Source organism: Natronomonas halophila (assembly GCF_013391085.1).
Classification (GTDB): domain Archaea; phylum Halobacteriota; class Halobacteria; order Halobacteriales; family Haloarculaceae; genus Natronomonas; species Natronomonas halophila.
The window spans coordinates 632,168-645,052 of record NZ_CP058334.1; the positions used below are offsets into that span (position 1 = coordinate 632,168).

The 12,885-nt window shown below is 65.5% G+C and carries 15 protein-coding genes; 7 read left to right on the forward strand and 8 right to left on the reverse strand.

What is annotated here, in order from left to right:
- Window positions 1-24 precede the first annotated feature (24 nt).
- From HWV23_RS03485 to HWV23_RS03495, 3 genes are all read right to left on the reverse strand, one after another.
- Entirely contained in the window at window positions 25-264 is a 240-nt protein-coding gene (locus HWV23_RS03485) for a DUF8022 family protein (RefSeq protein WP_178289035.1), read from the reverse strand.
- 2 nt (window positions 265-266) lie between these two features.
- Window positions 267-1,817 (reverse strand): acyl-CoA carboxylase subunit beta, encoded by a 1,551-nt coding sequence (locus tag HWV23_RS03490; RefSeq protein WP_178289036.1) that lies wholly within the window; start codon window positions 1,815-1,817, stop codon window positions 267-269.
- A gap of 82 nt (window positions 1,818-1,899) precedes the next feature.
- Window positions 1,900-3,216: a sodium-dependent transporter gene (locus HWV23_RS03495; RefSeq protein ID WP_178289037.1), complete on the reverse strand. Its 1,317-nt coding sequence runs from the start codon at window positions 3,214-3,216 to the stop codon at window positions 1,900-1,902.
- Window positions 3,217-3,393: 177 nt separating this feature from the next.
- Between HWV23_RS03495 and HWV23_RS03500 the strand changes: the two genes are divergently transcribed.
- The 5 genes from HWV23_RS03500 to HWV23_RS03520 all read left to right on the forward strand — a co-directional run bounded on the left by HWV23_RS03500 (window position 3,394) and on the right by HWV23_RS03520 (window position 7,555).
- On the forward strand, window positions 3,394-4,062 hold the full coding sequence (locus HWV23_RS03500) for a glycerophosphodiester phosphodiesterase (protein ID WP_246282724.1): 669 nt from the start codon (window positions 3,394-3,396) through the stop codon (window positions 4,060-4,062).
- Between the two features lie 181 nt (window positions 4,063-4,243).
- Window positions 4,244-5,386, forward strand: a complete 1,143-nt coding sequence (sucC, locus tag HWV23_RS03505; RefSeq protein WP_178289039.1) for an ADP-forming succinate--CoA ligase subunit beta — start codon at window positions 4,244-4,246, stop codon at window positions 5,384-5,386.
- Between the two features lies 1 nt (window position 5,387).
- Window positions 5,388-6,257, forward strand: coding sequence for a succinate--CoA ligase subunit alpha (gene sucD / locus HWV23_RS03510; RefSeq protein WP_178289040.1), 870 nt, complete (start codon window positions 5,388-5,390; stop codon window positions 6,255-6,257).
- A 372-nt stretch (window positions 6,258-6,629) separates the two neighbouring features.
- On the forward strand, window positions 6,630-7,121 hold the full coding sequence (locus HWV23_RS03515; RefSeq protein ID WP_178289041.1) for a hypothetical protein: 492 nt from the start codon (window positions 6,630-6,632) through the stop codon (window positions 7,119-7,121).
- A 59-nt stretch (window positions 7,122-7,180) separates the two neighbouring features.
- Window positions 7,181-7,555 (forward strand): VOC family protein, encoded by a 375-nt coding sequence (locus tag HWV23_RS03520; protein ID WP_178289042.1) that lies wholly within the window; start codon window positions 7,181-7,183, stop codon window positions 7,553-7,555.
- On the opposite strand, the gene HWV23_RS03525 is transcribed toward HWV23_RS03520, so the two are convergent.
- The 3 genes from HWV23_RS03525 to HWV23_RS03535 are packed head-to-tail and all read right to left on the reverse strand — an operon-like array spanning window position 7,552 to window position 9,306.
- Complete coding sequence (locus HWV23_RS03525; protein ID WP_178289043.1) at window positions 7,552-7,923, reverse strand: universal stress protein; 372 nt, start codon at window positions 7,921-7,923, stop codon at window positions 7,552-7,554. The two genes, HWV23_RS03520 and HWV23_RS03525, sit on opposite strands and share 4 nt — an antisense overlap.
- Window positions 7,924-7,947: 24 nt before the next feature.
- The gene (locus HWV23_RS03530; protein ID WP_178289044.1) at window positions 7,948-8,916 is read right to left on the reverse strand and encodes a D-2-hydroxyacid dehydrogenase; all 969 of its coding nucleotides are present in this window, start codon (window positions 8,914-8,916) and stop codon (window positions 7,948-7,950) included.
- Between the two features lie 15 nt (window positions 8,917-8,931).
- Entirely contained in the window at window positions 8,932-9,306 is a 375-nt protein-coding gene (locus HWV23_RS03535; protein WP_178289045.1) for a universal stress protein, read from the reverse strand.
- Window positions 9,307-9,391: 85 nt separating this feature from the next.
- Between HWV23_RS03535 and HWV23_RS03540 the strand changes: the two genes are divergently transcribed.
- Window positions 9,392-10,636 (forward strand): MFS transporter, encoded by a 1,245-nt coding sequence (locus tag HWV23_RS03540; RefSeq protein ID WP_178289046.1) that lies wholly within the window; start codon window positions 9,392-9,394, stop codon window positions 10,634-10,636.
- Window positions 10,637-10,686: 50 nt separating this feature from the next.
- On the forward strand, window positions 10,687-11,397 hold the full coding sequence (locus HWV23_RS03545) for a DUF7117 family protein (RefSeq protein WP_178289047.1): 711 nt from the start codon (window positions 10,687-10,689) through the stop codon (window positions 11,395-11,397).
- A gap of 2 nt (window positions 11,398-11,399) precedes the next feature.
- Here HWV23_RS03545 and HWV23_RS03550 read toward each other — a convergent pair whose 3' ends face one another.
- Window positions 11,400-11,897, reverse strand: a complete 498-nt coding sequence (locus HWV23_RS03550) for an NUDIX hydrolase (protein ID WP_178289048.1) — start codon at window positions 11,895-11,897, stop codon at window positions 11,400-11,402.
- Between the two features lie 29 nt (window positions 11,898-11,926).
- Window positions 11,927-12,820, reverse strand: coding sequence for a bifunctional methylenetetrahydrofolate dehydrogenase/methenyltetrahydrofolate cyclohydrolase FolD (folD, locus tag HWV23_RS03555; protein ID WP_178289049.1), 894 nt, complete (start codon window positions 12,818-12,820; stop codon window positions 11,927-11,929).
- Between the last annotated feature and the right edge of the window lie 65 nt (window positions 12,821-12,885).

Here is a 12,885-nt window from a genome sequence, read left to right on the forward strand (position 1 = left end):
ACGGTTGACGAAACGGGGGCCGGCTCAGTATCGGTCGGTTCGGCCGGCCGCACTCCAGGCGTCCCGCGGCGCGTCGGTCGGCACGCGAACCATGCGGTTCTGCAGCGAGTTCACACGGCCGGTGAACCGCCAGCGGTTACCGGACCATTCCGGTTCGACGTCTTCCTCTTCTGTCTCTTCCTGTGCCCGCATATGCGAGCGGATAACGGCGGCGATGGCCGCCGCCTCGTCCTCGTCGGCGTCGTCGGGGATGTCGAGTCGCATCGTTACAGCGGGATGTTCCCGTGCTTGCGGTCCGGCTGGTCCTTGCGCTTCGATTCCAGCATCTCCAGGTCGTTGATGAGTCGCGGCCGCGTCTCCTGGGGTTCCAGCACGTCGTCGACGAAGCCGCGCTCGGCGGCCGTGTAGGGGTTCGCGAACGCATCCCGGTACTCGTCGATGAGTTGCTGGCGCCGTTCTTCGACGTTGTCGGCGGCTTCCAGTTCGTCGTCATACAGGATGTTGACCGCGCCACGCGGGCCCATCACCGCGATTTCGGCGGTCGGCCACGCGTAATTCACGTCCGCCTCCAGATGCTTCGACGCCATCACGTCGTAGGCCCCGCCGTAGGCCTTCCGCGTGATGACCGTCAGGAGCGGCACCGTTGCCTCCGAATAGGCGTAGAGCAGTTTCGCGCCGTGTTTGATGATGCCGTTGTGTTCCTGGTCGGTCCCGGGCATGAAGCCGGGCACGTCGACGAAGGTGACGATGGGGATATTGAAGGCGTCACAGAAGCGGACGAACCGCGACCCCTTCAACGAGGAGTCGATGTCCAGCGTCCCCGCGTTGACGCGGGGCTGGTTGGCGACCACGCCGACCGACCGGCCGTCGAGTCGACCGAACCCGGTCACGAGATTGCGCGCGTACCCCTCCGCGACCTCGAAGAAGGACTCCTCGTCGACCACCCGGTCGATGACGTCGACGATGTCGTAGGGCTTCTGCGGTTCGGCGGGCACGATGTTCTCCAGTTCCTCGTCGCGGCGCTCGGGGTCGTCCCACGGTTCGACTCGCGGCGGGTCCTCGACGTTGTTCGACGGCAGATACGACAGCAGGCGTCGAATGTCGTCCAGCGCCGACTCCTCGTCGATTTCGCCGAAGTGGGCGACGCCGGATTCGCTGGTATGGGTCGAAGCGCCACCGAGTTCCTCGAAGCCGACTTCCTCGCCGGTGACCGTCTCGATGACGTCCGGCCCGGTGATGAACATGTGGCTGGTGTCCTGAACCATGAAGATGAAGTCCGTAATCGCGGGCGAGTAGACTGCCCCACCCGCACACGGACCCATGATGGCCGAAATCTGCGGGACGACGCCGGAGGCCTTCTGGTTTCGGTGGAAAATATCGGCGTAGCCGGCCAGCGAGTCGATGCCCTCCTGAATCCGGGCGCCCGCGGAGTCGTTCAGGCCGATAATCGGTGCGCCCGTCTCGATAGCCCGGTCCATGACTTTGCAGACCTTTTCGGCGAAGGCTTCGCCGAGCGAGCCGCCGAAGACGGTGAAATCGTGCGCGAAGACGAAGACCTGTCGGCCGTCGACCTCGCCGTAGCCCGTGACGACGCCGTCGCCGTAGGGCTGGTCTTCGTCCATGTCGAAGTTCGTCGACCGGTGGGTTTTCAGTTGGTCGAACTCCTGGAAGGTACCGTCATCGAGGAAATACTCGATGCGCTCTCTGGCGGTCATCTTGCCCTTCTCGTGTTGGGCCTGAATGCGCTCCTCGCCGCCGCCTTGCTCGGCCTCCCGCTTCTTCTCCCGTAACTCCTCTATCTTGTCATCCATCGTCATAGTGACCGCCTTGCTCGGGGAACGGCCAGCAACGAAAAAGGCGTTCCGCTATCGGATAACGAAGGGGCGGCCCCGAATCCGCCTACAGCGGGGCGCCGGTCAACTCGAAGACGCTCAGCGCCAGCGTGCCGAGAACGGCCAGCAGCACGAGCGTCCGCACCGACCACAGCCAGACCGGTCCGAGGGACTCGAAGGTCTCCGTGCCCGCCTGAATCTCCTCGACGGCATCACCGGCGAGCACCCAGCCCACGAAGAAGACGACGAGCAGGACCGTCGCCGGAACGAGCAGGTTCACGCCGATGTTGTCGAACCACGTCAGCCACGCGGTGTCTCTCGCCGAGGGCACGCCGAGCAGGAAGATGGCGCTGCCGAGCAGGAGCGTCGTCCGCTTGCGCTCGAAACCGTACGTATCGACCAAGTGAGAGACGACGACTTCGAGGAGCGATATCGCGGAGGAAAGCGCCGCGACGGCCACGATGAGGAAGAAGACGAAGCCGACGGCGGCACCGAACGGCACCTCCGAGAGCGCGGTCGGCACCGAAACGAAGATGGCGCCCGGGCCTGCCGAACCGTAATTCCCGCCCTGAACCGCGAGCAGCGGGAAGACGACGAGGCCGGCAGCGATGCCGACAAAGGTGTTCGTCACCGCGATGGCGCCGCTGTCGACGAACATGTCCTCGTCGTCACCGATGTAGGAGGCGTAAGTAATCATCACCGAGAAACCGACCGACAGCGAGAACAGCGCCTGTCCGACCGCGGCCGGGATGACCGCCTGATAGTTCGCCGCGATGACCGAGAAATCGGGCTGGAGGAAATACTCGTAGCCGGCACCGGAGCCGGGAAGCGTGAACGCGTAGACTGCGAGTCCGACCAGCAGCACGACGATACTGGGGACCATCACGCGCGTCGCGCGTTCGATACCACCCCGAATCCCGAAGGCCACGATGCCGACCGTCACGGCCATGAAGACCGCATGGAAGGCGATGGCCTCGGGGCCGGCGGAGACGGCGCCGAAGTACTCGCCGGGCGCCGAGAGGTACGCGCCCGTCAGGCTCCCGATGATGTACCGGAAGACCCAGCCGCCGACGACGCTGTAATACGACAGCGTCCAGAAGCCGGCGAAGACGCCCAGAGCGCCCACGGCCCGCCAGCCGGGGAAGCCGAGTTCGTCGAAGGCGTCGATAGCACTCAGGCCCGCCCGGCGACCGATGACGAACTCCGCGAGTATCGCCGGGAGACCGATAATCAGTACAGCAATCAGGTAGACGACGAGGAACGCCGCCCCGCCGAACTCGGCTGTCTGATAGGGGAACCGCCAGATGTTCCCGAGACCGACGGCCGAGCCGACCGAAGCGAGTATGAAACCGAGTCGCGTCGCCCATGTTTCTCTGTCTGCCATGCCTATCGGAGAGCAACCGGTGGATAGGGATAATTGACACTATTCGACGGCGCTATGGGACGGATTTTGACTTCCGGAAGATGCCGCCGCTATACTTCCACCCCGTGGCGAGCGTTTTTATATACCGATTCGATGCCATACGACAGGCACTTATTCACCAATCCGTCAGGGAGAGATATGCGACTCATCGCCCACCGTGGCTTCGCGGGGGCGTTCCCGGAGAACACCCGTCAGGCAGTCGACGAGGCCACCGCCTACGCGGACGAAATCGAAATCGACGTACGGCGGTGCGAAAGCGGCGAACTCGTCGTGATTCACGACGCGACCGTCGACCGCGTGACCGACGGGGCCGGCGCCGTGGCCGACCACACCATCGACGAACTCCGCGACCTCGACGTCCTCGGCACCGGCGAGGGCGTGCCAACCCTCTCGGAAGTCCTGCGCGCTGTCCCGAACCACATCGGTGTCAACGTCGAACTCAAGGAACCCGACCTCGCCATCGACGCGCTGACGCGAATGAGTTCGCTCCACCCCCAGACGCTCGTTTCCTCGTTTCTACCGGACGCGCTGGCGGACTGTCGGACCGCTGCACCCTCCGTGCCGCGGGCACTCATTACCGACGACGACGAGGATGCGGTCCGGACCGCCCGCGAACTCGACTGCGAGTACGTCCACCCCGCCATCGACGCCTGTACCGAGCGACTGATCGGCGCCGCACACCGGCAGGGCCTGAGCGTCAACGCCTGGACGGTCCGCACCCGCGAGGAAGCCGCGGACCTCGCCGAACTCGGCGTCGACGGCGTCATCGCCGACCACTGGGACATCAGGCCGGAGGACAACCTCTAGCCGGTTCTGTCATACGAACAACCCGTCAATCAGAGTCCTTCGATCGGCGCCATCCCGTCGATTTTGCGTCAAATTCGTGAACAACTGTTCGTGAAATCAACCGCCATGCGTGTCCCGTGTTACCACGAATACGGCAGTATATGGCACGATTTAAGCGCCTGCCGGTCACCAACACAGGTGGATGAAGCTACACGAATATCAAGCGAAGGGAGTCTTTGCCGATGCCGGGATTCCGGTTCCGGATTCCACGCTCGCATCGACCGTCGACGAGGCGGTCGAGGCGGCCGAGGAGATCGGCTACCCCGTCGCGATCAAGGCGCAGGTACAGGTGGGCGGCCGCGGTAAAGCGGGCGGTATCAAACTCGTCGACGACGCCGACGAGGCCCGCGAGGCCGCCGACGAAATCATCGGGATGGATCTCAAGGGACTGCACGTCGACAAGGTCCTCGTCGAGGCTGCCGTCGACTTCACGAACGAACTCTACGTCGGCGTGACGATGGACCGGACCGTCGGCAAGCCCGTCGCCATGGTCTCGACCCGCGGCGGCGTCAACATCGAGGAAGTCGCCGAGGAAGACCCCGACGCAATCGTTCGGGAACACATCGACCCCGCCTTCGGGATGCATCCCTTCCAGGCCCGGAAGGCCGTCTACGAGGCGGGCGTCGACCGCGAGGTCGCCAACGACGTCGCCTCCATCCTCTCGCAGCTCTACGACCTCTGGGAGGCCAAGGACGCGACCGAAATCGAGGTCAACCCGCTGATGGTCACGGCCGACAATGAAGTCATCGCGGCCGACGCCGTGATGAACATCGACGAGGACGCCCTCTTCCGGCATTCGGACCTCGAAGCCATGGAAGACGAAGCCGCAGGCGACGAACTCGAAGCCAAGGCCAACGAGTACGGCTTCGACTACGTCCGCCTCTCCGGCAACACGGGTATCATCGGCAACGGCGCCGGCCTCGTCATGACGACGCTGGACCTCGTCGACTACTACGGCGGCGAACCCGCCAACTTCCTCGACATCGGTGGTGGCGCCAAGGCCGAACGCGTCGCCAACGCACTCGATATGGTCTTCTCCGACGAGAACGTCGACGCGGTCGTCTTCAACATCTTCGGCGGCATCACCCGTGGCGACGAGGTCGCCCGCGGTATCAACGAAGCCCTCGAAAGCTTCGATGAGATTCCGAAGAAGGTCGTCGTCCGCCTCGCCGGCACCAACGCCGAGGAAGGTATGGAAATCCTGAACACCGACCTCGTGACCGTCGAAAAGACGCTGGAAGACGCCGTCCAGCGTGCGGTCGAATACGCAGAGGAGGCGAACTAACATGTCCATTCTAGTCGACAACGACACGCGCGTCGTGGTACAGGGCATCACCGGCGGTGAGGGCGAGTTCCACACCAGCCAGATGATGGAGTACGGAACCAACGTCGTCGCCGGCGCCGTCCCCGGCCGCGGCGGCCAGGAAGTCGCCGGCGTCCCCGTCTACGACACCGTCCACGAGGCCGCCCGCAAGGAGGACGCCGACGCATCCGTCGTCTTCGTCCCCCCGGCCTTCGCCGCTGACGCCCTCTTCGAGGCGCTCGACTCCCCCGTCGACCTCGTCGTCGCCATCACCGAGGGTATCCCCCAGCAGGACATGTCGAAGGTCTACCGCAAACTCAAGGAAACCGACACCCACCTCGTCGGGCCGAACTGCCCCGGCGTCATCACCCCCGGCGAAGCCAAACTCGGCATCCTGCCGGGTAACATCTTCTCCGACGGCAACGTCGGTCTCGTCTCCCGCTCCGGGACGCTGACGTACCAGGTCGTCGACAGCCTCACCAACCGCGGCATCGGCCAGACCACCGCCGTCGGTATCGGTGGCGACCCCATCATCGGGACGGACTTCGTCGACGCCCTCGACATGTTCGAGCAGGACCCCGACACCGACGCCGTCGTCATGTGTGGCGAAATCGGTGGCGAGGACGAGGAAGAGGCCGCCGAGTTCATCGGCGCCAACATGGACACGCCCGTCGCCGGATTTATCGCCGGCCGTACCGCCCCGCCGGGCAAGCGTATGGGCCACGCCGGCGCCATCGTCTCCGGCTCCGGCACCGGCACCGCCGAATCCAAGATCAACGCCCTCAACGACGCGGGCGTCCCCGTCGGCGACACCCCGAACGAAGTCGTCGACCACATCGAGGACTTCCTCTAGAACACCCACTTTTTGCACCTCCTTCGCGCGCCGAAGGCGCGCTCAGTCGGGCAAAAACTTGGGGAAAATATGCGCGACTCGCTCCTGTCGCGCGCCTCCGGCGCGCGGTAGTCGCTCGTCGCTACCGGACTGCGGGCACCTTCGGTGCCCTTGTCCGGGGAACCGCCTCGGGGGCCGACCTTCGGACGGCCCCTCGGCGGATGCTTCACGTCACCTTCCCGTTTATTTAAATACCAGAACGGCAGCACCGGCCCTGTGCGCTGAGAAACGCCCACGGCCCGCCGAGGCGGTTGTGCGGCACACGGGTCGTGGTGTTGGGTGCCGCCTGTTCGCTATCCGAAACGCCATAATGCTCGGCGAACAGTCGCCGGTATGCGCGAACACATCGTCGGTCGGTCGCGGCGCCTGACGGCCTACTTCTGCGGCATCGCGCTCGGCTTGGCCTTCCTCGTCGCGGGGCTGGAGGCTGCGCGAGTGCAGTTTCTCGGGGACCTCGGTGGTGTCGCACTCTTCGGCTACGCGGCGATCGGCCTGCTCGGCGGTCTTGCCCTGTCGTTCGTCGCCGGCTATCTGAACGGCGGTATCCTCGCCAGTTGGGCCGGTGGCTTCGTTCCCGCGGCCGCTCGCGTGGGACCACCCTTGGCCGATGGAGCACTGCGCGAGGCGGCCGTCACGCTCGTCGGCGCGGCCGGCAGCGCCATACTGCTTGGCACCATCGGCTTCGTCGTCGCCGTCGAGAAGCATCGCCACGACAGCCGGAATGCCGACCTGCCGGACCCGCCGTCGCGGTTCGCGCTCCTGCAACTCGTCGCACTCGCGCTATTGGTCGGGACGACGCTCCTGATGCTGTCGCTGTTCCTCTGAACCACGACACGAACGGCGAATACCGTCGGGATTATGCGTCCGGCCGCCGGCCGATCGATATGGCAATTCTGCACACCTGCCTCAACGTGGCTGACGCCGACCGCGCCGTCGAGTGGTACACCGAGAACCTCGGTTTCGAGGAATCGTGGGGCTTCGAGACGCCCGACGGCGAGACGGTCAACCGCTACGTCGCCGACGAGGACGGCGTCGAACTCCAGCTTTCGGACACCGAGGGCCAGACGCCCGCTGACGAGGGGGACCTCTGGGACCACCTCGCCGTCAAGGTCGATGACGTCGACGCGGCCTTCGAAGATATCGACAACCACGGCGTCGTCAAAGAACCCGCCGACCAGCCCGCCGCGGGCGCCCGAACGGCCTTCGTCAAGGACCCGGACGGCCACGTCATCGAACTCATCGAACCGCTCGAAGATTAAGCCGGATCGGCCGGTACGACGAAAACAGGTTTGTCGACCCGCGAGAGTACGGCTCGCGTCGTCGACCCAATCGTCGAGATACCGCCCTGCCGCGCGGGACCCATGATTATCTCGTCGACGTCGTTCTCGCGGACGAAGGTGACGATTTCTCGTGCCGGTTCGCCGTCGCGTCGGAACGTCCGAATCTCGGTCACATCGGCGAGCCGAACCTGTGCGAGGTCCAGCGCCGCCTCCCGGTCGTCGGACTCGTCGGGGACGTCGACGGTGAGTACGTTAACCCGGTCGCCGTCTTCCAGTTTGTCCCGAAGGTACTCGCAGGCCGCCGCAGTCGTCTTCTCTGACGCCGTTGCGACGAGGTACTGGGTCACTATCGGAGGTTAGGCGACGGGGAGTTAAGCGCTTTCCCCGATTTTGACCCGGTTCCGTAACGACCGGCCGTCGGCGAGTCGCCGAACGTTCTCCGCGACGATATCCGCGAGTCGGCCGTAGTAGTTCGGCGTCGCGCCTGCCGTATGTGGGGTGATAAGCACGTCGTCGAAGCCCCACAGCGGGTGGTCGTCAGGCAACGGTTCGGGGTCGGTGACGTCGAGTGCGGCACCGCCGAGCCGACCGCGTCGGAGGGTGGTCACCAGCGCGTCGGTATCGACCACCGCGCCCCGGGCGATGTTGACGAGGACAGCGTCCGACGACAGCGTTCCGAACTCAGTGTCCCCGATGAGTCCGCGGGTCTCCGACGTCAGCGGACAGCAGAGTACGAGGTAGTCGGTTCGGCTGAGCGCCTCGTGGAGTTGCTCCTGGCCGAACACTTCGTCGGTTGGACCGCCCCGCTCCGGCCGGCGACGGACGCCGAGCGTGCGAACGTCGAAAGCGTCGAGTCGCTCCGCGATGGCGGTGCCGATGGCACCGAGTCCGACGATGGTAGCCGTCGACCCCGCGAGTTCACCGGGCGACAGCGTCTGCCACGTCTCCGCACGGCTGGCGTCGTGGAAATTCCGGGAAAACGCGAGCATCGCACCGACCGCGTGTTCGGCGGCGTTCGGCGCGTGGACACCCGCTGCGTTCGTGAGTTCGACGCCGGCATCGGCGAGAGCATCGAGCGGGAGGTGTCCGTACCCGGCGTAGGCACACGCGAACAACTCGAGGGAATCGGCCCGCTCGAGCAGGTCGGTATCGATTCGCGGGCCCGTTACCACGTCGGCGTTGGCGATGGCGCGCCGCTCCTCGGCCGGCGTTTCGGCGTGCCGCACCGTATGTTCGTCAAGCCGCGTCCGGAGTTCGGTCGCATACTCTTCGGCGTCATGGCGATGGACGCCTTCCCGAAGGACGAGCAGGTCCATACCGGCCGTTCGACGGCCGGTCATATCAACCTCCGCGGCTCACAGCGAGAGCGGAACGACGACCACGGGGACGTCCGCGCCTTCGATAATTCGGCGCGCAGTGCTGCCCATCTCCGGACCTGCGTCAGGCGTTCCGGCGTGTGGGCCGATAATGATTGTATCTGCGGTTCGGTCGTTAGCCGCCGCGAGGATGGCGTTCGCTGGGTTGCCGTCGCCTTCCAGTCGTTCGGTCGAAATCTCGGCCTGTCCGAGCAATCGGGCGTTCGCGACGTTAATCGCGTCCTCGGCGTCCCGCTCCTCAGCGGCCGGAACCGTGACCACGTCGACCCGGTCATCCCTTTCGAGGCGGTCTTCGAGATAATCGCAGGCTGCGGCCGTCGTATGCACCGAATCGGTGGCGACGAGATACTGCATACCGACACCTCGGGCGGCCGCCCCTCGAAAGTTCGGGTCGGCGCGAAACGCGGGCCTTACCAACGACCAGTTCGAGCGTTCGGTAATGACGAGTCGTCGGCAGTGGGCGGCGTTGAGCGTCGCCACGTTCGCACGCTTTGCCGGGGCCATTCTCATGGGGACGGTGCTGGCTGTCATCGTCGAGGAACGCGCCTCCGCCTTCGCCGCGGGCGTCGTCGGCACCGCTTACTACGCGGGCCTGATGTTCTTCTCGCCGTTCTGGGGCGCGCTGGCGGACATCTCCGGCCGGCGCCGCCTCATCCTCGTCGTGACGGGTATCGGCGGCGTCCTCGCGATACTCCCCCTCATCGTCGTCGATACGGTGCCGGTCGCCATCGGTTCGCGAGCCATCTACGCTGCCTTCCTCGCCGGGTTCGCGCCCGTCGCGCTGGCCATCGTCAGCCATCACGGTGGCACGACGGGGCGAGGCCGCTCTATCGGCATCTTCAACAGCGCGCGGTCCGGCGGCTTCGCGGTCGGCTACGTAATCTCCGGTGCCCTGTTGGAGTACGTCACAGCCGTCGATATCTACTGGGCTATCGCGGCGATTACGTTCGTTTCGACGGTCGCAGTGCTGCTCGTCTCTGACCCGACGCCGACGCCCGAACGCCAACCGACCGCGAGCGAACTGGTCGCCGAAACGCGTCGACGGCTCTTTCCGGCGCCCGACGAACGCAGTCACCTCAAACGGAACGGACTGGTGTGGCTCTACGTCGCCGTCGCGCTCCGGAACGTCGCCGTCCTCGGTATCATGGCGATTATGGCGCCGTACCTAGTCTCAGTGGTCGGCGTCACGCAGGTGGCGATGGGGGTTCTTTTGGCGTTCAATCACGGCTCACAGGTCGCCTTCATGTACTGGCTCGGCGTCGTGGCCGACCACATCGGCCGCAAGCCGCTGGTCGTCGTCGGCATGGGCGGCAGCGCCGTCTTCGCGGTCATGGCCGCCGGCCTGACGATGCTTCCGTCGGGCCTCCCGCAAATCGCCTTCGGCGCACTCACATTCATCGTCCTCGGGGCCTCGTTCTCGGCGATGACCATCGGCGGCCTCGCCTTCATCAGCGACGTGGCGCCGGTCGAACGGGAATCCGAACTGATGGGCATCCGCGAGACGGCGAAGGGCATCGGCGGCGTCATCGGCCCGGCGCTCGTCGGCGCGGGAGCGACCCTGTTTACCTACGAACTCGCCTTCGCGGGCGCGAGCCTCGTCGGCTTCGCCGCGACTGCTATCGTCGCGTGGGGACTGGTCGAGACCTACGATGCCGATAGCAACACCGTCGTCGTGGACGACTGACCTCGACGCGAGTCCAAGGGTGTTTTGCCGCGGCCGTCCAAGGTAGGGATATGAAAATCCGCGGCCAGCGTGAGTGCAAGGAATGCGGGACACGGTGGTCCTACTACGACACCGGCGAGGTAGCCTGCCCGGAGTGCGGTAGCCTCCACAGCGTCGGCGTCGACGAGGAACGCGCCCTCCACACGGCAGCCCCGAAGTCGCTGGACCTCACGCCGATTCGGAACGATGTCGACGAGGTTCCGCTGCGTCGCCTCGCCGAGCGGGCGACCGAACGCGCGAAGGAGTACACCGCGGGCTACGGGTTCATCGACGCCGGCGACCTCCAGCCGCTGGACGACACCTATCTCGCCGCGATGGAACTCCGCCACGTCGCCGGGGAACTCGCCCGGAAATCCAGCGCGACCGAGGATGAGGAACTCTATTTCACCAAACTGCTGCAAGCCGACGAAGGGGAGCGTCCGGACCCCGAGGAAGTACCCGATTCCCTGCGGGCGCTTTCGGGGCTGGCGTACGCGAACGCCGTCGAGGAGTATCGGTCGGACCTCCGAACCTACCTCGACGAGCACGCCGACCCGACGGTCCGAGATACGCTGGAGCGGCTCGCCGACCACACCAAGCGAATCCGAGCGCTCGATGGGGACGTGCCGCCGCGGGAGGCCGAGACGCTCGTGGCGGCCGCTCGCGATGTCGGACGATACCTCATCGAGGGCGACGAAGGCACGCTCACGCAGGCCGAAAATCGCCTGGACGGCCTCGTCTGACGTTACTCGGTGTATTCTGCGGCGAGTCGCTCGACCAACTCTCCGTCGAAAGTGTTCTCCGGCACGTCGTCGTGCCACGCCACCTCGTCGATGCCGGGTTCGGGGCCGAAAGTCGGGTCGTGCTCGGCGGGGGTACCGACGAACGTGGCGAAGTAGAACTCGAAGGATTCGCCAGTCTCCTCGTGGACGAACGTCTGTTCGGCGATGGCGCCGAGGCCGGTTATTTCGACCTCGATGCCGGTTTCCTCCAGCACTTCGCGCCGCGCTGCAGCGACGGGGGATTCATCGGATTCGACGCGGCCCCCCGGAACCAGCCACGCGTCGCCTTCCCGAACGAGGAGGATACGGCCGTCGTCGATAGCTAAACAACCGGCGCCCCACTCGCCGTCGTCGCCACGTTCGATACCTTTCTCGAACCGCTCGGCGGAGATTTCGATGCGTTCGGCCTTGCGGTAGTGGTCGTCGTAGCGGGCCGCCAACACGTCCGGTGAGAGACTCATCGGTAGTCGAAGTTTTTGCGAGAAGTCAGTCAGGGCAGTTCGACGTCGACGTCTTCCTGCAGGCCCGCCGCCTTGACCGTGTTGTACAGGAGCATCGCGCGGGTCATCGGGCCGACACCGCCCGGGACGGGCGTGATGTAGTCGGCCTGCTGCTTGGCGCTGTCGTAGTCGACGTCGCCGACCAGTTCGTAGCCCTTCTCGGTGTCGGCGTCGACGCGGTTGATACCCACGTCGATGACCGTCGCGCCCTCGCCGACCATCTCGGCGTCGATGAACTCGGGCATCCCGGCGGCGGCGACGAGGATGTCGGCGTTGCGGCATTTGGCTTCGAGGTCGTCGGTTCGGGAGTGACAGACCGTCACCGTCGCGTTGCCGTCCGGCGCCTTCTGCAGAAGGAGGTTGGCCAGCGGCTTACCGACGATGTTCGAGCGGCCGACGATGACCGCGTCGGCGCCCTCGGTTTCGATGTCGTAGGCCTCCAGCAGTTTCTGGACGCCGTGGGGCGTACAGGGCCGGTAGCGGTCGTTACCGGCGACGAGTCGGCCGACGTTCTCGGGGTGGAAACCGTCGACGTCCTTGATGGGGTCGATGCTCCGGAGGACCTGCCGGTCGTCGACGTGGTCGGGGACGGGCATCTGGACGAGGATGCCGTGGACCTCGGGGTCGGCGTTGAGGTCGTCGATGGTGTCGTAGAGTTCCTCGGCGGGCGCGTCGGGGTCGATTTCGACGTGGATGCCGTTGATGCCGACCTCCTCGCAGTCCCGCTGTTTCATCGAGACGTACGTCTCGCTGGCGGGGTCGTCGCTCATCAGGACGGTGGCGAGGCCGGGCGTGACGCCCTCAGCTTCGAGCGTCTCGATGCCCTCGGCAAGTGATTCGCGGATATCAGCGGCGACGGCATTGCCGTCGATGTCCTCTGTCATTACCGGAGGCTGGTCGGCCCGTACGTATAAAATATCCGGGTTCGTGCCTTTTTCTATCCGTTAGT